This window comes from Streptomyces shenzhenensis (assembly GCF_021462265.1).
In the GTDB taxonomy this organism is placed as follows: Bacteria; Actinomycetota; Actinomycetes; order Streptomycetales; family Streptomycetaceae; genus Streptomyces; species Streptomyces shenzhenensis.
Genome location: NZ_JAJONF010000006.1, coordinates 136,762 through 157,259 on the forward strand (window position 1 = coordinate 136,762; position 20,498 = coordinate 157,259).

General features: G+C 70.5%; 21 protein-coding genes. 6 read left to right on the forward strand and 15 right to left on the reverse strand.

The genetic code is table 11. The features are described from left to right. Window positions 1–193 precede the first annotated feature (193 nt). On the reverse strand, window positions 194–1,120 hold the full coding sequence (locus LQ326_RS10880; RefSeq protein ID WP_234535111.1) for an NAD-dependent epimerase/dehydratase family protein: 927 nt from the start codon (window positions 1,118–1,120) through the stop codon (window positions 194–196). A gap of 191 nt (window positions 1,121–1,311) precedes the next feature. On the opposite strand from LQ326_RS10880, the gene LQ326_RS10885 reads away from it, so the two are divergent. Genes LQ326_RS10885 through LQ326_RS10895 form a run of 3 tightly spaced genes read left to right on the forward strand, consistent with a single transcriptional unit; the run spans window position 1,312 to window position 4,903 of the window. After that, entirely contained in the window at window positions 1,312–1,836 is a 525-nt protein-coding gene (locus tag LQ326_RS10885) for a PadR family transcriptional regulator (protein ID WP_181806640.1), read from the forward strand. Next, complete coding sequence (locus LQ326_RS10890; protein ID WP_181806639.1) at window positions 1,833–2,522, forward strand: ABC transporter ATP-binding protein; 690 nt, start codon at window positions 1,833–1,835, stop codon at window positions 2,520–2,522. Before LQ326_RS10885 ends, LQ326_RS10890 begins: the two co-directional genes overlap by 4 nt. Then, window positions 2,519–4,903 (forward strand): ABC transporter permease, encoded by a 2,385-nt coding sequence (locus LQ326_RS10895; protein WP_234535112.1) that lies wholly within the window; start codon window positions 2,519–2,521, stop codon window positions 4,901–4,903. The genes LQ326_RS10890 and LQ326_RS10895 overlap by 4 nt, the downstream gene beginning before the upstream one ends. 50 nt (window positions 4,904–4,953) lie before the next feature. Here LQ326_RS10895 and LQ326_RS10900 read toward each other — a convergent pair whose 3' ends face one another. From LQ326_RS10900 to LQ326_RS10920, 5 genes are all read right to left on the reverse strand, one after another. Next, window positions 4,954–6,363, reverse strand: a complete 1,410-nt coding sequence (locus tag LQ326_RS10900) for an AI-2E family transporter (RefSeq protein ID WP_234535114.1) — start codon at window positions 6,361–6,363, stop codon at window positions 4,954–4,956. A gap of 258 nt (window positions 6,364–6,621) precedes the next feature. Then, on the reverse strand, window positions 6,622–7,311 hold the full coding sequence (locus LQ326_RS10905; protein WP_491074086.1) for an aggregation-promoting factor C-terminal-like domain-containing protein: 690 nt from the start codon (window positions 7,309–7,311) through the stop codon (window positions 6,622–6,624). Window positions 7,312–7,737: 426 nt separating this feature from the next. Then, window positions 7,738–9,063 (reverse strand): RNA 5'-3' helicase PhoH2, encoded by a 1,326-nt coding sequence (phoH2, locus tag LQ326_RS10910; protein ID WP_181808154.1) that lies wholly within the window; start codon window positions 9,061–9,063, stop codon window positions 7,738–7,740. Window positions 9,064–9,471: 408 nt separating this feature from the next. Next, window positions 9,472–10,245: an isoprenyl transferase gene (locus LQ326_RS10915; protein ID WP_234535118.1), complete on the reverse strand. Its 774-nt coding sequence runs from the start codon at window positions 10,243–10,245 to the stop codon at window positions 9,472–9,474. Between the two features lie 925 nt (window positions 10,246–11,170). Continuing rightward, the gene (locus tag LQ326_RS10920) at window positions 11,171–11,968 is read right to left on the reverse strand and encodes a class I SAM-dependent methyltransferase (RefSeq protein WP_234535120.1); all 798 of its coding nucleotides are present in this window, start codon (window positions 11,966–11,968) and stop codon (window positions 11,171–11,173) included. Between the two features lie 52 nt (window positions 11,969–12,020). On the opposite strand from LQ326_RS10920, the gene LQ326_RS10925 reads away from it, so the two are divergent. After that, on the forward strand, window positions 12,021–12,533 hold the full coding sequence (locus LQ326_RS10925; protein WP_234535122.1) for a DinB family protein: 513 nt from the start codon (window positions 12,021–12,023) through the stop codon (window positions 12,531–12,533). Window positions 12,534–12,550: 17 nt separating this feature from the next. Here the strand turns inward: LQ326_RS10925 and LQ326_RS10930 are convergent, their stop codons facing one another. Both LQ326_RS10930 and LQ326_RS10935 read right to left on the reverse strand, forming a co-directional pair. Then, on the reverse strand, window positions 12,551–13,045 hold the full coding sequence (locus LQ326_RS10930) for a GNAT family N-acetyltransferase (protein WP_234535124.1): 495 nt from the start codon (window positions 13,043–13,045) through the stop codon (window positions 12,551–12,553). 59 nt (window positions 13,046–13,104) lie between these two features. After that, window positions 13,105–13,983, reverse strand: a complete 879-nt coding sequence (locus LQ326_RS10935; protein ID WP_234535126.1) for an LLM class flavin-dependent oxidoreductase — start codon at window positions 13,981–13,983, stop codon at window positions 13,105–13,107. Between the two features lie 105 nt (window positions 13,984–14,088). Between LQ326_RS10935 and LQ326_RS10940 the strand changes: the two genes are divergently transcribed. After that, the gene (locus LQ326_RS10940; protein ID WP_234535128.1) at window positions 14,089–14,466 is read left to right on the forward strand and encodes a DUF192 domain-containing protein; all 378 of its coding nucleotides are present in this window, start codon (window positions 14,089–14,091) and stop codon (window positions 14,464–14,466) included. A gap of 205 nt (window positions 14,467–14,671) precedes the next feature. Next, on the forward strand, window positions 14,672–15,286 hold the full coding sequence (locus tag LQ326_RS10945; RefSeq protein ID WP_234535130.1) for a Uma2 family endonuclease: 615 nt from the start codon (window positions 14,672–14,674) through the stop codon (window positions 15,284–15,286). A gap of 178 nt (window positions 15,287–15,464) precedes the next feature. On the opposite strand, the gene LQ326_RS10950 is transcribed toward LQ326_RS10945, so the two are convergent. The 7 genes from LQ326_RS10950 to LQ326_RS10980 all read right to left on the reverse strand — a co-directional run bounded on the left by LQ326_RS10950 (window position 15,465) and on the right by LQ326_RS10980 (window position 20,486). Next, window positions 15,465–16,094, reverse strand: a complete 630-nt coding sequence (locus tag LQ326_RS10950) for an OmpA family protein (protein WP_234535132.1) — start codon at window positions 16,092–16,094, stop codon at window positions 15,465–15,467. A gap of 7 nt (window positions 16,095–16,101) precedes the next feature. Further along, window positions 16,102–16,680, reverse strand: a complete 579-nt coding sequence (locus tag LQ326_RS10955; protein ID WP_234535134.1) for a hypothetical protein — start codon at window positions 16,678–16,680, stop codon at window positions 16,102–16,104. A 35-nt stretch (window positions 16,681–16,715) separates the two neighbouring features. Then, on the reverse strand, window positions 16,716–17,300 hold the full coding sequence (locus LQ326_RS10960; RefSeq protein ID WP_234535137.1) for a pilus assembly protein TadG-related protein: 585 nt from the start codon (window positions 17,298–17,300) through the stop codon (window positions 16,716–16,718). Further along, complete coding sequence (locus tag LQ326_RS10965; RefSeq protein ID WP_234535138.1) at window positions 17,297–17,482, reverse strand: hypothetical protein; 186 nt, start codon at window positions 17,480–17,482, stop codon at window positions 17,297–17,299. Before LQ326_RS10965 ends, LQ326_RS10960 begins: the two co-directional genes overlap by 4 nt. A gap of 108 nt (window positions 17,483–17,590) precedes the next feature. After that, complete coding sequence (locus tag LQ326_RS10970; RefSeq protein WP_234535141.1) at window positions 17,591–18,322, reverse strand: response regulator; 732 nt, start codon at window positions 18,320–18,322, stop codon at window positions 17,591–17,593. Next, a complete protein-coding gene (locus LQ326_RS10975) occupies window positions 18,319–19,467 on the reverse strand; it encodes a sensor histidine kinase (protein ID WP_234535474.1) in 1,149 nt (382 codons plus the stop codon). The genes LQ326_RS10970 and LQ326_RS10975 overlap by 4 nt, the downstream gene beginning before the upstream one ends. Before the next feature lie 131 nt (window positions 19,468–19,598). Beyond that, entirely contained in the window at window positions 19,599–20,486 is an 888-nt protein-coding gene (locus tag LQ326_RS10980) for a DUF5936 domain-containing protein (protein WP_234535143.1), read from the reverse strand. Between the last annotated feature and the right edge of the window lie 12 nt (window positions 20,487–20,498).

Sequence of the window (20,498 nt, forward strand, 5' to 3'; positions counted from 1 at the left end):
TAACACCGCTCTCTATGACAAAGGGCGCACGATCTGCCCTTTTTCGGACGTGACAATCAGCACCCCGCCCAACGGAACGGACGAGCGGAGGAGACGGAGGGTTGCCCAGGGCCGTAAGTGATATCACTTTGATATAACAAACCCGGTCAACATATGGACAATCGGCGCGGTCAGGTGTCACCCCGGCCGGAGCTCACGCCAGCTCCTCCTTGAAGCCCTGCCGCCAGGAGGAGTACCGCGGCTCCCAGCCCAGCTCCCGTCTGGCCTTGGCGTTGGAGAAGCCACGGCCCTGGGTCATCATGACGACAGCCTGCTCGCCGGCCAGGAGGCGGGCCAGCCACACCGGCACCCGCGGCGGCCGCTTCGCCCCGGCGCACTCGGCCAGGTACGGCAGCCACTCGGCGGCCGGCGCGGGATCGTCGTCGACGATGTTGAACACGCCCCGCGCCCGTCGCTCCACCGCGAGGACGGTCGCGCTCGCCGCGTCGTCGAGGTGGATCCAGCTGCTGTACCCGGTGGCCCGGCCGACCAGCGGGTACTGGCGTCTGCGGATCAGTTCCACCTGGTCGTCGATGGCGCCCGGGCCGTAGAAGGCGCCGTAACGCAGTGCCGCGCCGCCGGCCCGCAGGACCGCGTCCTCCAGGTGGCGCAGGGCCAGCATCCCGCCGTGCGCGGGCGTCCCCTCCATCAGGTCCAGCGGGTCCTCCTCCGTCTTCACCCAGCCGCCCTCACGGACGCCGTTCCAGCTGGCGTGGCTCTGCGCGACGACGTGGGGCACGCCGGCCGCCTCGGCGGCGGCGAGCAGATGGTCCGTGCCCTCGGTGCGCAGCCGGTTGGTGCGGGCGAACCAGCGGTCCGGGTGCCTGATGTCGGGCTTGCCGGCGTGCGCCACGGAGATCGCGGTCAGCTGATGGACGATCACGTCCGGGCGGGCCCCGGCGACCGCCGCGCCGACCGACAGCGCGTCCAGGCCGTCCATCACGACCGCGTCCGCGCCCAGTTCCCCCAGCAGCGCGAGCCCGGCCGCGCCGGTCGTGGTCGCCGTCACCTGATGCCCCCGCGCCACCAGCCGCCGCCCCAGAACCCCACTGCCACCAGCCACGAAGACCCGCACGGCCATCACCTTCCTGATCCGGGAGACCCATGTCGCAGCAGAGACGAGAGGGACCCCCGCCGCTGTGACATCGCGCTGTCGCAGAACCGTGACAATCGGCCCCCACCTGCGCCTGAGCACAGCGGGCGCACAGCGGGCCATGATCTGCACACGGCATGTATACATACCGCGTATACACCGTGTGTAGAGTGCTCGGCATGTCCATCGGTCACACCCTCCTGGGACTCCTGGAGTCCGGTCCGCGCCACGGTTACGACCTGAAGCGGGCCTTCGACGAGAAGTTCGGTCACGACCGGCCGCTGCACTACGGCCAGGTCTACTCGACGATGTCCCGGCTGCTGAAGAACGGGCTCGTGGAAGTCGACGGCATCGAGGCCGGCGGCGGTCCCGAGCGGAAGCGGTACGCCATCACCGACGCCGGGATCACCGACGTCGAGCACTGGCTGGCGACCCCCGAGAAGCCGGCGGAGTACCTCCAGTCGACTCTGTACACCAAGGTCGTGCTCGCCCTGCTGACGCACCGCGACGCCGGCGACATCCTCGACAGCCAGCGCTCCGAGCATCTGCGCAGCATGCGCATCCTCACCGACCGCAAGCGCCACGGCGACCTCGCGGACCAGCTCATCTGCGACCACGCCCTGTTCCATCTGGAGGCCGACCTGCGGTGGCTGGAACTGACCGCGGCGCGGCTCGACAAGCTCCGGGCGGTGGTGGCCAAGTGAACGCCCCCGCTGGTTCGCTGCTCACGGCCGAGGGCCTGCGCAAGGCGTACGGCCCGACCGTCGCCCTCGACGGAGCCGACTTCTCCATTCACCCGGGCGAGGTCGTCGCCGTGATGGGCCCCTCCGGGTCCGGCAAGTCGACGCTGCTGCACTGCCTCGCCGGGATCGTGCCGCCCGACGCCGGTTCGATCATGTACGCCGGCCGGGAGCTGGCGACCATGAACGACGCCGAGCGCAGCGCGCTGCGGCGCAGCGAGTTCGGGTTCGTCTTCCAGTTCGGGCAGCTGGTGCCCGAACTGACCTGCGTGGAGAACGTCGCGCTGCCGCTGCGGCTGAACGGCACCTCACGCAAGGAGGCCGAGAGGACCGCGCTGGACTGGATGGGGCGCCTGGAGGTCGACGACCTCGCCGGGAAGCGGCCCGGAGAGGTCTCCGGCGGTCAGGGCCAGCGGGTCGCGGTGGCACGCGCGCTGGTGACCGGGCCGCGGGTGCTGTTCGCGGACGAGCCGACCGGCGCGCTGGACTCGCTCAACGGCGAGCGGGTGATGGAACTGCTGACGGACGCCGCCCGCTCCACCAACGCGGCCGTCGTCCTCGTCACGCACGAGGCCCGGGTGGCCGCCTACTCCGACCGCGAGATCGTCGTACGCGACGGCAAGTCCCGGGACATGGAGCGGGCGGTATGAACGCCGGCACGGGGCACCGCCCACGCGAGCGAAACCGGGCGTGGGGCACGTCGAGGGATCTGGCCATGGGGGTCCGGTTCGCCTTCGCTGGCGGCCGCGAGGGCTGGTTCCGGGCCGCGATGACGGCGGTCGGCGTGGGCCTGGGGGTGGCGCTGCTGCTGCTCACCACGGCCATCCCGAACGCGCTGGCCGTGCGCCATGAGCGCGATGTGGCGCGGGCGGACTACACGTACGTCTTCGGCCACCCCCTGAAGGCCGGCGAGAAGACGTTCGTCATCGCGGACATCGACACTCCCTACCGCGGCGACGACATACGCGGCCGGATGGTCCAGCGGGAGGGCGCGAAGGCGCCGGTGCCGCCCGGGCTCACCACGTATCCGGCACCCGGCGAGATGGCCGTCTCGCCCGCGCTGAAGCGGCTGCTCGACTCCCCCGACGGAGCGCTCCTGCGGGCCCGGCTGCCGTACCGGATCACCGCCACCATCGCGGAGAGCGGGCTGACCGGCTCCCAGGAACTCGCCTACTACGCGGGCTCCGCCGACCTCGCCGACCACATCCACCCGCCGGACGTGGCCCGGATCGACCACTTCGGCAGCCCCCGGTCGCCGGACGCGGAGAGCGACCCGGTCCTCATGCTGCTTGTCCTCGTGGTGTTCGTGGTTCTGCTGATGCCGGTCGCCGTGTTCGTCGCGGCCGCCGTCCGCTTCGGCGGCGAGCGCCGCGACCGGCGGCTGGCCGCGCTGCGGCTGGTCGGTGCCGACGGCCGGATGGTACGGCGGATCGCGGCCGGCGAGGCGATGGCGGGCGCGCTGCTCGGCCTTGTCCTCGGCGGCGGCTTCTTCCTGATCGGCCGTCAGCTCATGGGCAGCGTCGAGGCGTTCGGCATCAGCGTGTTCCCGAGCTATCTCAACCCCTCGCCCGCGCTGGCCCTGCTGGTGGCGGTCCTCGTTCCGGCGGCGGCCGTGCTGGTGACCATGTTCACGCTGCGCGGGGTGGTCATCGAGCCGCTCGGCGTGGTGCGTACCGCGAAGCCCGCCCGCCGTCGGTTGTGGTGGCGGCTGCTGCTCCCGGTGGCCGGTCTGGCGGCGCTCTACCCGATGGTCGGGCAGGGCCGCAACGGCGGCGGCTTCAACCAGTACCTGGTGACCGGCGGCGTCCTGCTCCTCCTGGTCGGCATCACGGCACTGCTCCCGTGGGTCGTGGAGAGGGTCGTCGGCCGGCTCGGGCAGGGCGCGGTGGCCTGGCAACTGGCGGTCAGACGACTCCAGTTGAGCAGCGGTACGGCGGCCCGCATGGTCAACGGCATCGCGGTGGCGGTGGCCGGGGCGATCGCGCTCCAGATGGTCTTCGCCGGTGTCGAGGCCGACTACACCAAGCCGACCGGCAACGACCTCGACCGCGCGCAGATGTCGGTCCAGGTGCCGAACGGCGTCCCGGTGTCCAAGGTGGCCCGGGCCATGACGGCCACCAAGGGCGTGCGGAAGGTGGTCTCGATCGCCGACGGCGAGGCCGGCGACCGGGCCGAGGACCCGCAGCGGACCGCCACGGTGAGCGTGGGCGACTGCGCCTCGCTGCGGGAGATCGCGGCCCTGCCGTCCTGCCACGACGGCGACGCCTTCGTGGTGAAGGGGTCCGATTCCGACTCCGAGACGACGAAGCTGCTCACGGCCGGGAAGAAGCACGGCCGGACGCTGTACCTCGACCCGGCCTACAGCGGGGACGACGACGGCCCCGCGAGCCGCTGGACGGTACCGGCGAAGCTGAAGCAGGCACAGTCCCGCGAGGATCCCACCGGCTACAAGCGCGGCGGTTTCCTGCTCACCCCCGGCGCGCTGCCTGCCGGCGCCAGTACGGCGGTGCAGGGCGTGGTCTATCTGTCCATCGACTCCGCGGTGCCCGACGTCCATGAGTACGTGATCAACACGGCGGTCCGGATCGACCCGCTGATGCTCGCGGGAACGCTGACCGCGAGAGAGCTGAACAGCAAGTTCGCGTCCATCCGCACCGGGCTGCTGGTCGGCGCGGCCGCCGTGCTGGCGTTGATCGGCGCGAGTCTGCTGGTCGGCCAGTTGGAGCAGTTGCGCGAGCGCAAGAAGCTGCTGTCGGTCCTGGTCGCCTTCGGCACCCGGCGCCGCACGCTGAGCCTGTCGGTGCTGTGGCAGACCGCGATCCCGATCGGGCTCGGCCTGCTGCTGGCCGGGGTGGTGGGGCTGGCGCTGGGCTCGGTGCTGCTGAAGATGGTCGGCTCCACGGTGCGCGTGGACTGGCTGGGCGTGCTGGCGATGACCGGCTTCGGCGCGGCGGTCGTCCTGGCGGTGACCCTGCTCAGCCTCCCGCCGCTGCTGCGTCTGATGCGCCCGGACGGCCTGCGCACCGAATAGCCGCCGGGCGGATGGCGTCCGAGCGGACGGCGTCGCCCCGCGGGCCCCGCTCACCCCTGGTGGGCGGGGCCTTCCGCGTTCGCGGGGGCCATGCCCCCGGACCCCGCTTCGGCCTGAACGGCCTCGTCCTCCAACTCGCCCGGAGCGGGTGCCGCCGGACGGGCTGAGCCGGGTGGCTGATCGGCGTCGTCGGGTTCGGTGCCCTCGTACCGTTCGTGCGAGTACTGGCGGAGATAGCCGACCACCGTGTTCGTCACCGCCACCAGCGGGACGGCCACCACCGCGCCGCCGATGCCCGCGACCATTCCGCCGGCCGCGACCGTGAGGACCACCCCGAGGGGGTGGACCCGGACCGCACGGCCGAGGATGAACGGCTGGAGGATGTGGCCCTCGATCTGCTGGACCGCGAGGACGACGGCCAGGGTCATGACCGCGGCGAAGACGCCCTGGGTGACCAGCGCCACGATCACGGCGAGCGCACCCGAGGCGACGGCGCCGACGAGCGGGATGAAGGAGAACAGGAAGATGAAGACGGCCAGCGGCACGGCCATCGGGACGTTCAGGAAGTAGATGCCGATGCCGATGAAGATGGCGTCGATGAGGGCGACAAGGACCGTGCCCCGGACGTAGGCCGTGAGCGTGCGCCAGGCCCGCGGGCCGGCCCCGGCCACTCCCTCACGGGCGGCGGAGGGCACGAGCTTCAGGAACCACTGCCAGATGCGCGCGCCGTCGTACAGCAGGAAGAGTGTCGAGAAGAAGACCAGCAGGATGCCGGTCAGGGCCTCCACGATCACCTGGACGCCTTCCAGACCGAACGACGTGATCTGGTCGGTGTTGGCGCCGATCGCCTCGCGGAGGTTCTTGGCGATCTGGTTGATCTGTTTGTCGGTGACGTGGAAGGGGCTCTTCAGCAGCCAGTTGCGCAGATCGTCGATGCCGTGCTGGACCTGGTCGGAGAGCGTGTCGATGTTCTCCATGACCTGCCAGGTCACGAACCAGCCCATCAGACCGATCACCACGAAGCCCAGGATGGCGGTGAGCGCGGTGGCCGGGCCGCGGGGCATGCCGTAGCGGCACAGCCGGGCGACCGTCGGCTGGAGCAGTGCGGTGATCAGCAGCGCGATGACGAAGGCGAACACGACGAGTTGTACGGCGCTGATGACCCGCATCAGGACCCAGACCGTGCCGGCCAGCACCAGCAGCCGCCAGCCCGCCTCGGCCGCGACCCGCACGCCCCAGGGGATGGCGGTCACCGGGTCGGGACGCGGCACCGGCTTGCGTACGGGCGCGGGGGTCCGTGGGGCCGACGGCGGGGCGGGCGCCGGAACCGACAGGGCCGGAGCGGGTGGCTCCGGCTCGGCGTTCTCCCGCTCCACCTCGGCCCGGCGCTCGTCCAACCGCTCGCTCATCTCGGTCAGTCCGGCACCGATACGGCCGAGCCACTCAGGCACGCGCGACATGATTCGCTCTCTCCCCACCACTCCCCCGGAGTCGTCCCCAACGACCGTACAGGCAACAGCCCCTCCCCCTAGGACGGGGAGGGGCTGCGAATGGTTGAGAAGGGCCGGCTACAGCGCCCCGTCAGGGGCGCGGGACTGTGTCCGACCTGCGGCTCCGCCGCGCGGGCGCGAGAAGCCACATCGGACCCGCGGAGGCGTACGAACCGCACACACCCACGAACCGCAGCGCCGTTTGTCGGCCGGACCCCGGCGGAGCGCCTAGTACCAGTGGTTGGCCTGCCAGAACGACCAGGCCTGACAGGGGCTGCCGTACCGGGAGTTCATGTAGTTCAGGCCCCACTTGATCTGCGTGGCCGGGTTGGTCTGCCAGTCGGCGCCCACGGAGGACATCTTGGAGCCGGGCAGGGCCTGGAAGAGACCGTAGGCACCGGAGGAGGCGTTGACCGCCTGGTAGTTCCAGCTGGACTCGTGGTCCACGATGTTGCTGAAGCACTGGAACTGGCCGCCGGCCACCATCTGCTGCGCCATCGCCTGGATCTGCGCCACGGTGTACGAGCTCTGGACCGGGAAGCTGGACGCGGAGGAACGGCTGGCCGCTTCCTTCGCGTCGGCGCGCGCCTTGGCCTCCTTCGCGGCCTTCTCCGCCTGGGCCTTCTTGGCCTCGGCGGTCTTGGCCGCGGCCACCCGGGCGGCCTGCTCGGCGTCCTTCTTGGCGGACGCGTCCGCCTGGATCGCCACGGCGTCGGCCTGCTGCGTCAGGGACGCGGTCTGCACCTGGGCCTGCTGGCCCGCGGGCAGGTCAGCGAGGAGCGTGGTGTCGGCTGCCGTAGCCTCAGCGTCGTTGTTCGGCTGGGCGACACTGCCCGAGGCGACGCCTACGACGCTTCCGACGGCGGTGACCGCGGTGGCCGAGGCCACTGCGAATCCCCGGACCGAGATCCGGCTCACACGGTTTCCTTCCAGCATCGCCCGCTTCGGTGACCCTGGCGGACGCAATCTTGCCCCTGACACTGGTCTCCTCACTACTGGGTCACGGGAGACACGGGCCCGGTGGGCAACTCCCAGCTGGGAGCGCCGCGTGGTGCTCGGGCGGCATACGACGTCGTTATGGAATTAGCAGTGATGCTTCTGTTGTTCCGTACCGCTGGGGGTACAGGTGTGTCGTATGCGGGGCCTGACAGGACTGAGACTTTGCCGTAACCCGACGCCGGGTGGCAATTCAGAGTTGCGTGTGAAAGCTCACACCCGGTTTCTCCCAGGGAGTTTCAGGAAACCGCCACGCACGAAGACGCCGCCCGGCTAGGCTCGGGGCCTTTGCCGGACGGCGCCAACGAGTGAGCGATCAGCTCAGGTTGGACACTCCGATCAGATGGTTCAGATGTGTCCGTCCTCCAGCATTTCGGTCACAAGGGCGGCGATCTGGGACCTCTCGGACCGGGTGAGGGTGACATGCGCGAAAAGCGGATGCCCCTTCAGCTTCTCCACGACGGCGACCACACCGTCGTACCGTCCCACTCGCAGATTGTCCCTTTGTGCCACATCGTGGGTCAGAACCACCCGTGAGTTCGCACCGATCCGGGACAGAACGGTCAGCAGGACGTTCCGCTCCAGTGACTGGGCCTCGTCCACGATCACGAACGCGTCGTGCAGGGAGCGGCCGCGGATGTGGGTGAGCGGCAGCACCTCCAGCATCCCTCGGGCGGTGACCTCCTCGATGACCTCGCGGCTGGTGACCGCCGAGAGGGTGTCGAAGACCGCCTGCGCCCAGGGGCTCATCTTCTCGGCCTCGGAGCCCGGCAGATAGCCGAGTTCCTGCCCGCCGACCGCGTACAGCGGGCGGAAGACCATCACCTTCTGGTGCTGGCGGCGCTCCAGGACCGCCTCCAGGCCCGCGCACAGGGCCAGCGCGCTCTTGCCGGTGCCGGCCCGGCCGCCCATCGACACGATCCCGACGTCCGGGTCGAGCAGCAGGTCGAGCGCGATGCGCTGCTCGGCACTGCGGCCCTTGATGCCGAACGCCTCCCGGTCACCGCGCACCAGGCGGATGTTGCCCTCCGCCGTCACCCGGCCGAGCGCCTTGCCGCGCTCCGACTGGATGGTCAGGCCGGTGTGCACGGGGAGGTCGGCGGCCTCCGGGACGTACACGTGGCCCTCCTCGAAGAGGATGTCCACCTGTTCGCCGGGCAGGGTCAGTTCGGACATCCCCGTCCAGCCGGAGGAGTCCGTGATGGCGAGTTCGGCGCGGTACTCCTCGGCGAGGAGGCCGACCGACGAGGCCTTGATCCTGAGCGGCAGATCCTTCGAGACGACGGTGACGTCGTACCCCTCGGCCTGCAGGTTGCGGGCGACCGCGAGGATGCGGGAGTCGTTGTCCCCCAGGCGGTAGCCGGTGGGCAGCACGCTGGGGTCCGAGTGATTGAGCTCGACACGGATGGTGCCGCCGAGGTCGCCGATCGGGATGGGGGCATCGAGGCGGCCGTGCCGGACCCGGTAGTCGTCGAGCAGGCGCAGCGCCTGCCGGGCGAAGTAACCGAGCTCGGGATGGTGCCGCTTGGCCTCCAGTTCCGTGACCACGACGATCGGAAGCACGACCTCGTGCTCCTCGAAGCGGGCCATGGCGTTCGGGTCGGCCAGCAGGACGCTGGTGTCGAGAACATAGGTGCGCCGGTCGGACTTGCGGCGCGTTGTGCTGGTCACCACGGAAGGACGTACCCCCTCGGATGAGGTCGGGGAGCGACGAAGGCGAGCTGGACCGGTTGCCGGCCGCTCTGCACGGGCCGAAAACCGGCCCCCCGCTGCTTCTTCCGTGCCGTGACCGCACGGTCGGGCTGGTGCAAAGGGCCTCCCGGGCGGACGGCCCCGAGCCGCCCGCTGAGAACCGATGCCCGTGGTTCGGGCATCGACCTGCTTGGCTTATGCCCTCGAAGATGCGCCGCCATGCCACGGTCCGCAACGGCGCGCAGGTGAACTCCGCGTTACTCGCGCCCCAATATGGGTGATTTACGCCTCATGGGCGGGGTGGGGTCATCCACCGTGACGACGGGGTTATCCAGCGTGGCGACGGCGGCGGGGGCATATGCCGTGTTGACGTCCGCCGTCAGGATGACGTCACCCGCCGTAGCGGCGGTGCCGGGCCGCGTAGTCACGCAGGGCGCGCAGGAAGTCGACCTTGCGGAACGCGGGCCAGAAGACCTCGCAGAAGTAGTACTCCGAGTGGGCGGTCTGCCAGAGCATGAATCCGGACAGCCGCTGCTCACCGCTGGTGCGGATCACCAGGTCGGGATCGGGCTGGGCGCCGGTGTAGAGGTGCCGCCCGATCATGTCGACGTCGACGGAGTCGGCGAGGTCCTCCATGGAGACGCCCTTGTCGTTGGCGTCCAGGAGCATCGAGCGGACGGCGTCGGCGATCTCCTGGCGGCCGCCGTAGCCGATGGCGACGTTCACCAGTATTCCGTCGACGTGCGCGGTGGCCTCCTCGGCCTCCTTCAACGCGGTCTGCATCGGGGAGGGCAGCAGGTCGGGGGTGCCGACGTGGTGGACGCGCCAGCGGCCGTCGGCGGCGAGGGTGCGGACGACGTCCTCGATGATGCCGAGGAGGGGGACCAGCTCCTCCTGGGCGCGGTCGAAGTTGTCCGTGGACAGCAGCCAGAGGGTGACGACCTCGACATCGGTCTCGGAGCACCAGCCGAGGAACTCCTCGATCTTCTCGGCGCCGGCGCGGTGACCGTGCACCGTGCTGGAGCCCGCGGCCTTCGCCCAGCGGCGGTTGCCATCCATGATGACGCCGATGTGCTTGGGCACCTGAGCGTGGTCCAGGTGGCCTTCCACCCGGCGCGCGTAGAGCCTGACGAGCAGGCCGCGCAGCTTGTCGCGCAGGTTCACTTGAAGTCCGCCCCTCGTGATTCGGATGCGGGAGTCCGCGTGGAGTCCGCGCGCTTGGGGATGCGGGAGTCCGCTCTCGCAGCCTACCCCGCTGGGAGTTGACGGAGGCTCGGCAGGGAGGGCGCGCCCCACGGGGTGGCGACCGGGGCCGCCGGGCGCCCCGCGGACGGTCGCGTCCCGCGGCGGAGCCGCGTACCGGCACGGCCCCGGCCCCTTCGCGACGCGGCCTCGACGGCGCTTGAGAAGCGGCGGGGGAACCGTGGACAAAAAACGGGCCGGTCCGTGGGGGGGAGACGGACCGGCCCGAGGGGGGGCTTCCACCATAACCCTTCGTAAGTGATGCTGCGCGCATCAGCACGCATCAACTACTCTCCGGAGTCGCCCGGCGACGCCCCGGTGGGCCTGAATCACCGGATCCAAGGGCCTTGAATGGCCGATTCACAGCGGAATCCCAGGAGAAGTGGCCGCCTACGGGGAGATCAAGAGGGTTTGGGCCGTCTTGGTGATGCCTCGGCGAGTTGTGCGCCCGTCCCCCCGACGGGCTACTCCGAGCGCGAACGAAGACGTGACGGGAGCGAGCGGGGCGTCGCGGCACCGCGCAGCCCCCTCCACCGCGCGGTACCGCCCGCGCAGCTTTGCTTACGCGAATTGACTTGGTCTGAACTTACGTGAGCCAACCGGGTGACACGAAGCGAAAGAGGTAACGATGTGAGAACACCGTGAAAGCGAGAGCCGAACAAGGAGCACCCGACTTCACTTATGCACAGTTTCACTCCCTAAAGGGCGAGTTGACCGTATTGATGGAGCACGTCAGGACATGCACCGTCTTGATCGTTTGACTGCCGCTACGGCCGGGCGGGTGTTCCGGAACCCGGACGGCGGTTCTTGGCCATTCTTCGCCGCCTTGCATTGCAAGGCGGGTGGATCAGGTCCGGCGCACCGTTTTACGGGCGTCGAAGAGGTGCCGGGAGCTGTGCGCGACGAACGGGCCCTCCGTCTCGATCCGCCGGTGCAGGGCGCGGAGTTGGGGTTCGTACTCCTCGACCGTGAAGCCGGGGACCAGCCACACGACCTTGCGCAGGAAGTGCACGACGGCCGCGATGTCGTGGAACTCCATCCGCAGCCGCTCCGCCCGCAGATCGACGACCTCCAGCCCGGCCGCCTCGGCCGCGGCGCGCTCGCCGTCGGGGTGGCGGACGCCGCGGACGGCCTCCGGCTGCGGGCCGAGGAAGAACTCGACGAGCTCGAAGACGCTGGCGGGCCCGACGTGCTGCGCGAAGTACGTGCCACCGGGCCGCAGCACGCGCGCGATCTCGGACCAGTGGGCCCGCACCGGGTGCCGGCTGAGCACCAGGTCGAAGGTCTCGTCGGCGAACGGCAGCGGGGCGTCCTCCGGCGAGGCGACCACCACGACACCGCGGGCACTCAGCAGGGCGCTCGCCCTCGTGACGTTCGGCGGCCAGCCCTCGGTGGCCGCGAGCGTCCGGAGCCGGTCCGGGGCCACCCTGCCGAGCGCGAAGTCGAACACCTCGCCGCCGCCGGTCTGGATGTCGAGCGCGGCGGTGGCACCGGAAAGACGCCCGCCCGCCGCACGGGCGTACCCCCAGGAGGGACGGGCCTCGGTCGCCCGCCCCGCGAACCAGGAGAAGTCCCACCCCTCGGTCGGCACGGCGGCGCCCTCGGCGACGAGGTCCTCGAAGGTGCGGTGCGTCTGCTCTGCCATGGCCCGCATAATCGCAGCGGTCGCTCGGAGCCCGCTGCTAATTTCGCCCACCATGACGACTGACATGAAGTACGCCGCCGGCGAGAAGGAAACCCTGCACGCGGGCCTGGACCGGCACCGGGACGTGGTGCTGTGGAAGCTGCGGGGCCTCGACGACGAACAACTGCGCCGCCCGATGACCCCGTCGGGGACGAACCTGCTGGGGCTGGTGAAGCATCTGGCGTCGGTGGAGTACGGCTGGTTCGTCTCGGCCTTCGGCGAGAAGGTGGAGCCGCTGTGGTTCGACCCCTACACCGACGAGGACATGACCGTCGGCCCCGGCGAGACGACCCAGCAGATCATCGACTTCTACGGCCGTGCGCGCGCCGCGGCCGACGCGGTGATCACCGGACGCCCACTGGACGCGCTGGGCCGCCCCGACTGGCGGGACCACCCGGTCTCGCTCCGCTGGGTCCTCGTCCACATGATCGAGGAGACGGCACGGCACGCCGGACACATGGACATCGTGCGGGAACTGATCGACGGGACGACGGGAGACCAGCCGCGCCGCACCGAGACGGCGTGACGAGGGCGTAGGGCCGGCTAGGGCCGAGGCGGCGCGGGCGCCCCGGTGGCGCCGTCGCGCAGGACGAGCAGCACATACCCCTCGTCCACGGGGTGCTCCGGGTCGTCGTACCGCACGAAGCCGCTCCTCTCCAGCAGGCGGACGGAGGCGGTGTTCTCGGCGGAGGTGTCGGCGAACAGGGGCCGTACGGTCTCCTCCCGGAGGAAGAGGGCGAGGGCGCGGCTGCCGACGCCTCTGCCCCAGTAGGCCCGCCCGAGCCAGTACCCGGTGAACCGGCGCTCGCCCTCCCACCAGGCGACGATGCTCCCCGCGACCTCCCCGGCCACGACGACGGTCCGCACCAGACCGCTCGGATTCCCGAGCACGCGCTCCCTCCAGTGCCGCAGGAAGGCCTCCCGCGGCCGGGGGGTGAACCCCGACCGCCGGACGGCTTCCGGATCGTGCTCGTAGGCGAGGAAGAACTCGAGGTCGTCGTCCTGGACGGGACGCAGCCGGACGTCGTTGGTCGTCATACCGGCGAGTGTGGCAGCCGCCACTGACAACGCCGGGCGGCCGGCTTTCGCGGACGCCCTTACGGCACCAGCGGCCGGACCTCCTCCGCGGTGAACCGTACGAAGCCCTCGGGGTCGGGTTCGTCCGCCGTCGGCTGGAGGATGACGGTGTCGGCACCGGCCTCCGCGAGCCGCCGCACGGCCTCGGCGACGGCGCCCGCGTCGCCCGCGACACCGAGACCGGGGACCGACTCCAGGCCCTCCGCGGCGAGTTCGGCGCGGAGCCGGGCGGGGGCGGCGGGCCCGGTGGCGGTGAGCAGATAGACGACCACGTGGTGCGGATCGCCGTCCCCCCGACCGGCAGCGGCCCGCCCCTCCGCGATGAGCTGCCGCGCCCGGCGGACGCCGGCGGGCGGGGTGGCGGCGGTGAGGACGGTCCCGTCGGCGGCCTCGCCGGTCAGCCGCAGGGTGCGGGGGCCTTCGGCGCCGGCGAACACCGGGACGGGCCCGGCGGGCGGCCAGTCGAGCGCGACATCGTCGAGCCGGACGTACCGCCCGCTGACGGTGAGCCGCTCCCCTCGCAGCAATGCCCGCAGGGCGTCGAGGTACTCACGCAGCAGGGTCACCGGGGACTGGGCGCGAGCGCCGACCTGCCCCATCCAGTCCTGCACACCGTGTCCGACACCGAGGACGGCACGCCCCGGGAACATCCGGTGCAGCGCGGCCGCCTCCATGGCCGTGACGGCGACGTTCCGCAACGGCACGGGCAACAGCCCGACGCCGACCCGCACCCGCTCACTCCACGCGAGTGCGGCGGCGGCGGTCGAGATCCCACCCTCCCGGAAACAGTCCTCCCACAGCCACAGCTCTTCGAGCCCCACGGCGTCAGCGAGCCGAACGACAGCTTGCAGCCGCTCGGGGGGCAGTTGGGGGCGGAACACAGCGCCGAGTGCAGTCACGGGGAACGTCCTACCCCGCGGCCGCGGCCGGCACAACCACATTGCGCCGCCGGAGCGGTCGGCGGCTCTTCCCGGCGGTACCGTCGCTGCGGAGGTGACGCGGAGATGGCGCGTTGGCGGGACGGGCGGGGGACGTTGGTCGTACACGGGGGTGGCGGTGGAGCGACTGCCGTTCCACTGGAGATCGCCACGTCGTATCGAGCCCGCACCAGAGGGCTGTTGGGGCGGGACGGTCTGGAGGGCGCGATCCTGCTCTCCCCCGCGAACGGCATCCACACCTTCCGTATGCGGATACCGATCGATGTGGCCTATCTGGACCGCCGCCTGAACGTCATCGCCGTGCGGACGATGCCACCGGGCCGTCTCGGCCGCCCCCGCCTGCGCTCCCGGCACGTACTGGAGGCGGAGGCGGGGGCCATGGCCGAGTGGGGTGTGGAGGTCGGCACTCGGGTGACGGTGGAGGCGGCGGACGGCCGGCCGTGACCCGCGCCGGACGGTCCGGAGCCACTTCGGTTCACGGGCCGGGTCACCGCACCCGGTCTACGTCACGAGGGGCGGCGTCGGCCCGGCCGACGGACGAGGTCCGGTGCGCCTTTGCGCCCCACCGGTCACCCATTGTGATGACGAGCGTCGTTTTCGCCGGTTACGGTGGACAGGCAGGACGAGAATCCCGCCCATGGGAGGAATCATGACCGCCGAGCCCCTCGCCAAGCCGAACGCCGCGCCCGGCCGCCGCTGGCCGGTGCCGCCCCGGGACGGATACACCGTGGACGACCTGTTCACGCTGCCCGACCTCCCGCCGCACACCGAGCTGATCGACGGGAGCCTGGTTTTCGTGAGTCCGCAGCGGGATTTCCACAGCACCATGATCGACCTTCTGGTGGCCGGACTGCGCCGGACCGCACCCAGGGCGTTCAAGGTCCGCCGCGAGATGACTGTCGTCCTGGACCGCCGCAACGGCCCCGAGCCCGACCTCTCCGTCATCCGCGCCGAAGCCGTCACCGGGCTGGAGCAGACCCGGTTCCAGGCTGCCGACGTCATGCTCGCCGTCGAAGTCGTCTCGCCGGACTCGGAGGCCCGGGACCGCGACACCAAGCCACACAAGTACGCCGCCGCGGGCATCCCGCACTTCTGGCTGGTCGAGATGACGGGCGAGGGCAAACACCCGGTCGTACGGGTCTACGAACTCGACCCCGTGACCAAGGCCTACGCCCTGACCGGCACCCACCGGGAGCAGCTCAAGATCGGTGACCCGTTCGACATCGACGTCGACATCTCACTGGACGCGCTCCAGGAGCTGTGACCACCCCTCGGTCCTCCGTCAGCGGTTCAGGTCCATGGCCGCGCCCCCCGAGACCCGCACAGGCCTCTGGCGCGACCGTCGCCGCCGGCACCCTCTCGGGGAGCATCGGGTCCGGCGGGACGCCTCCGCCACGGCGGTGAGCCGGTCGCGGCCTCGGCGGGCACGCGGATGACCGCGCTCAGCTCTCCGTCCGTGGGAACGTGACCTCCACCCGGCGGTTCTTCTTCCTTCCCTCTTCCGTCGAGTTGTCGGCGATCGGGAACTGCTCGCCGTAGCCGCGGACGTCGAAGGTGATGTTCGGATCGTTCAGGTCCTGGTCCAGGACGCCCTGTACGGCGTTGGCGCGCTGACGGGAGAGGACGTCGCCGTGCGCCGAGGAGCCCAGGTTGTCGGTGAAGCCGAAGACGCGGACCTGGGTCGCGTTCTGCTTCCTGACCTCGTCCGCGATCGCCCCGATCCGCGCCTTCGCCGCCTCGCTCAGCTTCGCGCTGTCCTTGCTGAACAGCACCTCGGCCTGGAGGGCGAACGTCACGTCCGCGTTGGTGTCCGTACGGCGTTCGTCACCGCTCTGGTCCTCCACGACCGACTTGATGTCCAGCACCTTCGGCGCGGCGAGGGTGGCGCCTTCCGGGAGCTTCAGGTCGGGGTCGGTGGGGTCGATCTTCACGGGGGCACTGGCGGAGGGTGCGGTGCCCGGCGGGACGCTCGGGTCGCCGTCGTCGGCACGGGCTGCCGTCGCGCCGTAGAGATTCGCGGCGAGCAGGAGCGTGGCGGCGCCCAGGGTCACGGGGAGGCGGGGTGTGGTCACGTCGCCCTCACCCGGAGATCTTGATGGTGCCGCTGGAGAAGGTGGGGAGCTGGAGGGTCACCTCGGTGGTGTCCGCCGGTGGGGCGGGGAACTGCATGAAGACGGGGATGGTCTGGCCGGCCTGGATCGAGGAGAGATCAGTCGTGGTGAGCGGCCGCCCTTCCGTGTCCCGCAGCACGTAGTACCGCTTCTTCCCCTTGGAGTCCACAAGCGTGGCGCCACCGAACGACGTGCCGTGTTGGACGATTTCCGTCTCGTCGCCCCGCAGCGCCACGGGAACCACGACCATTTGCGAGCCGTCGTTCTTCAGGTTCGCGTTGACGGTAAGGAAGCCGCCCGAGTCCCGGATGGCGGAGGTTACTTGAAGAACCAGCCCGGAGGGCCCCGAGAGTTCGGCGAGGGGAGCCTCGGACTTCCCCTGCTGCGCACTCGGCTGGGACCCACCGCTCGGGGAAGCAGACGACGCGCCGGGCTTCTTGTCGCCATCTCCACCGCTGCCGCATCCGGCCGCACCGAAGGCCAGACCGGCTGCGACAGCCAATGCGACCATCCCCCTGCGAGCCTTCGCAGTGAACCGAATGCTCATCGCACCGCTTCCTTCTTCACTCGTCGATTCGCTTGTCAGTCGGCCAGGTGCACATCGAAGAGGTCCTCGGGTCCCGGAAGATTCGTGAGATCGCCCGGGTTCAGGGTCCATTTCCTATCCCTGCAGGTGAGTTCGGGCAGTACACCGCCCGCCCCGGACAGTGTGAACGTGCAGAGCGGCTCGATCACGGCCGTGGCGTGCGCTGTGGACTTCGTGTTCTCCGTGCCGGGGACGACGGAGCGACCGACGGTCTTGTTCGTCTGGGCGTCAACCTTGTAGCTCAGAGGCGGCTCGGGATCGCACTGTGCTGTCGCGTCGTTCTGAGCCGCCAGTTGATAGGCCCGCCAGCAGGAGTTCGTGACATTTACATTGCCGTGGAAGATGTCCTGCCACTTGGTCGGGTCCAGCACGTCCTTCACCCACTGGTCCGCAAGCTCGTCGCGCGTGTTCATGGCGGCGGCGAGTGCCGCCGCGTCCGCGGCCGTCTGGGCACCGTTCCGGTTCACCGCGGCCTGGCCGACCGCGAAGTACGCGAACGCGAGAAAGAGCAGGCCTCCCACTACCGTGATGTAGATAGGGAAGGCCTGCCCAGTGTCGCCATAACGGCGGACAGAGATCACGTGATTTTGCCGATTTGCGTCAGAATGGCCTGCAAAATCGTGTTTCCGATACTGGTCCCCGTAACCGCCAGCACGATAGCCACCACCACCGCGATGATCCCGAGATACTCGACCGCGGTCTGGCCCCGGTCGTCGGCACGGCGCTGCATTGCGACAAGCATCCTCAGCATCAGGTTGCTCATGGTGCTCCCCTCCGGGTTCGGTTTCGATCCTGGCACCGTATGCCGGAACATACCCATCGGCGGAGGGTCCCAGGACCCAAATCCGGACCCAGTTCACCCTGTTCATCCTCAGGCCACCCCCAGCCACTTGGCCGTCGCCTGGGCGCGGGTGGTGGTGTGGAGCTTGGCGAAGATGCGGTTGATGTGGTTCTTGACCGTCTTCTCGCTGATGAAGCAGACGGCGGCGATCTGCTGGTTGTTCATGCCGGACGCGATGAGGTTCATGATCTCCGCCTCTCTGCTGCTCAGTTGAAACCGGGACTGGGGTGAATGTCCCATGGATGGTTGCAGTTGCGAAAGCCCCTTGAGGGAAAATTTCCTTGGGAGAGCGCGTAGTTCCCACGCTTCGTGTGCAGTTGCGTCGCCTCTGACGTGGGCCAGCAACGCGTTCGTCGCCGTCGGCGTGAAGTGGGGGCGGCCCCGGCCCACGTCCCGTACCGCCTGGATCAGCTGCTGTGTCGTGAACTCGCCGTGGACCAGGTAGCCCCCGGCGCCCAGCCGGACCGCCTCCTGTACGAGGCCGGTCTCGTCGCTGTACGTCAGCATCATGACCGGGGCGACGCGGACCAGGCGGGGCAGTGCCGCCATGCCGTCCACGCCGGGCATGCGGACGTCCAGGAGGATGACGTCGGGGCGGTGCCGCAAGGCCGCCTCGCAGGCCGCGTGGCCGTCCTCGGCCTCCGCCACCACGGTGAGGTCGTCCGCCGCGGAGAGGACGGTCGTCAGGCCCGCGCGGATCACCGGGTTGTCGTCGGCAACCAGGACGCGCAGGTCTCGCGGGTCGCGTGTCTCCTCGGTCATGTCAGTGGCACCTCCACTCGGACCTCCGTGCCCTTGTCGGTGGTCAGTTCGAGGCGGGCGCCCACCGCCGCCGCCCGTTCCGTCATGCCGAGCAGGCCGAAGTGGCCGGTGCGGCGCAGGTCTTCGAGTGAAGTGTCCGGGGGGAGGCCCCGGCCGTCGTCGTGGATCGTCACCACCAGGTGGGTGGGGGTGGCGGCGGCCCGTACGTCGACCCGCGTCGCCCGCGCGTGACGGTGCGCGTTCTCCAGGGCCTCCGCCGCGATGCCCAGCAGCTGCCGGGCGGTGGGGGGCGGGAGCGGGACCGGGGTGGCGGGACCGTCGTAGCGGGCGGGGAGGGCGGTGCGCGCGGTGAAGCCGGTCGTCAGCGATTCCAGCTGGGACAGTACGTCGGTCTCGGTTCCGCCACGCAGGTCCGTCAGGAGGTCGCGGGACTCCGCCGCCGCTCTGCGGGCCGCGCTCGCCAGCAGTCGGGCCTGCTGTCTGATCAGGTCCGGGTCCAGGCGGTCCGGGGGCGCGGCCGCCGACTGCGCGAGGCCGTCGGCGACCAGTGCCACGCCGTACAGCGTCTTGGTCACCGAGTCGTGCATCTCGCGGGCCAGCCGGGCGCGTTCGGCGCTCGCCGCCTCGGTCGCGGCCAGGCGGGCCCGGGTCTCGGTCAGGGCCTCGGTGGCGGTGCCGAAGCGGAGCATCAGGTTGCGCAGGGTCGAGCCCATCGCGCCGGTGATGACGCAGAGGCCGGGCAGGAGCAGGGACTCGGCCGGCAGTGCGTGGTGCTTCAGCGTCTCCTGGACCACCAGGAGGATCAGTGACTGGAGGGAGGCGAAGACGGCAGCTCCGCGCCAGCTGTAGAGGAGGCCGGCGAGGAGGGGTGTGCAGACGCTGACGTACGCGAGGGTGGTGTCGGGACCTGCCGAGATCAGGAGCAGGGAGCCGAAGAGGGTGTCGGCGGCCAGGAGGGTCGGGTGGCGGAGCAGGAGGGGGCCGAAGCGCTGCCAGTCGCGGAAGAGGACGTACGAGATCATGAACGTGACGACCACCGCCGAGCCGACCAGGCGGACGCCGAGGCCGGGTGTGGCGTTGAGGAGGGCGGTGGGGGCCGCCACGGCGATCATCGCCAGGCGGAAGCCGAAGACCTGGCGGCCCATCGCCTGAAGGGCCCGGATCTCGACCTTCTCGCCGACGTCTTGGCCGACGTCGCCGACATCGCCGGCCTGGTCGACAGGGCCGACAGGGCCGGGTTCTCCGGCCCTCCTGGTCGTCACGTCGTCACCTCCGCCTACTTTCCCGTGACCGACCCGAAGTCGATCCCCGAGCCCAGCAGCAGGCCCGCGGCCAGCAGCAGCATCGTCGCCGGGACCATGAACGTGGTGATCATCAGGGTGGCCTTCGGCACCGCCCGGGCCGCCTTGCGCCGCGCGTTCTGGGCGTCGGTGCGGCGCATGTCCCTGGCCAGGGCGACCAGGGTGTCGACGATCGGCGCGCCCAGTTCCTCGCCCTGCTGCAACGCCGTCACGAACATGGCGACCTGTTCGGAGTCGTTGCGGCGGCGGAGTTCCGTGAAGGCCTGGCGGCGGCTCATGCCGAGGTCCATCTGGCGCAGGGTGATGCGGAGTTCGTCGGCCCAGGGGCCCTCGTAGTGCGTGGCTACCCGGTCCAGGGCCTGCCGGAAGCCGAGGCCGGCGCCGACCACCACCGCGAGGACGTCGAGGAAGTCCGGCAGGGTGCGCTCGATGACGTCCTTGCGGATGCGGATCGCCGACCAGATGCCGACCTCCGTCCAGAACGCGCCGAAGAGGAGGAGCAGGACGGCGACCAGCCACTGGCCGCGCAGCAGGAAGACCAGGAAGCCGGTGCCGCCGAGTGCGCCGTAGACCGCGCGGCGGGCCGCATAGCGGTCGATGGTCAGGCCGCCGGGGTTGCCCGCCAGGTCGATCTTGCGGCGGTACCTGGCCACCTGGCGCGGGCCCATCAGGCGGAGCACGGCGGGGGCGTACCGCATGCCCATGCGGTCGATGAGGGAGTTGGCGGCGCCGGTGCGGGTGGCGCCCACCTCCAGGGCGATCGCCAGGTCGGAGGGGAGCTTCGCGTCGGCACGGTACATGCGGACGCCCGCGAAGACGCCGTAGACGGCGAGGGCCATGAGGAGGGCCAGCAGGAGTGTCATGCGACATACCAC

What these genes read in the sequence shown, in the direction of transcription:
- LQ326_RS10880 (WP_234535111.1), bottom strand. Translation starts at nt 1,120, where the DNA reads ATGGCCGTGCGGGTCTTCGTGGCTGGTGGCAGTGGGGTTCTGGGGCGG.
- LQ326_RS10885 (WP_181806640.1), top strand. Translation starts at nt 1,312, where the DNA reads ATGTCCATCGGTCACACCCTCCTGGGACTCCTGGAGTCCGGTCCGCGC.
- LQ326_RS10895 (WP_234535112.1), top strand. Translation starts at nt 2,519, where the DNA reads ATGAACGCCGGCACGGGGCACCGCCCACGCGAGCGAAACCGGGCGTGG.
- LQ326_RS10900 (WP_234535114.1), bottom strand. Translation starts at nt 6,363, where the DNA reads ATGTCGCGCGTGCCTGAGTGGCTCGGCCGTATCGGTGCCGGACTGACC.
- LQ326_RS10920 (WP_234535120.1), bottom strand. Translation starts at nt 11,968, where the DNA reads ATGGCAGAGCAGACGCACCGCACCTTCGAGGACCTCGTCGCCGAGGGC.
- LQ326_RS10925 (WP_234535122.1), top strand. Translation starts at nt 12,021, where the DNA reads ATGACGACTGACATGAAGTACGCCGCCGGCGAGAAGGAAACCCTGCAC.
- LQ326_RS10930 (WP_234535124.1), bottom strand. Translation starts at nt 13,045, where the DNA reads ATGACGACCAACGACGTCCGGCTGCGTCCCGTCCAGGACGACGACCTC.
- LQ326_RS10940 (WP_234535128.1), top strand. Translation starts at nt 14,089, where the DNA reads ATGGCGCGTTGGCGGGACGGGCGGGGGACGTTGGTCGTACACGGGGGT.
- LQ326_RS10945 (WP_234535130.1), top strand. Translation starts at nt 14,672, where the DNA reads ATGACCGCCGAGCCCCTCGCCAAGCCGAACGCCGCGCCCGGCCGCCGC.
- LQ326_RS10955 (WP_234535134.1), bottom strand. Translation starts at nt 16,680, where the DNA reads ATGAGCATTCGGTTCACTGCGAAGGCTCGCAGGGGGATGGTCGCATTG.
- LQ326_RS10965 (WP_234535138.1), bottom strand. Translation starts at nt 17,482, where the DNA reads ATGAGCAACCTGATGCTGAGGATGCTTGTCGCAATGCAGCGCCGTGCC.
- LQ326_RS10970 (WP_234535141.1), bottom strand. Translation starts at nt 18,322, where the DNA reads ATGACCGAGGAGACACGCGACCCGCGAGACCTGCGCGTCCTGGTTGCC.
- LQ326_RS10975 (WP_234535474.1), bottom strand. Translation starts at nt 19,467, where the DNA reads ATGGGCCGCCAGGTCTTCGGCTTCCGCCTGGCGATGATCGCCGTGGCG.
- LQ326_RS10980 (WP_234535143.1), bottom strand. Translation starts at nt 20,486, where the DNA reads ATGACACTCCTGCTGGCCCTCCTCATGGCCCTCGCCGTCTACGGCGTC.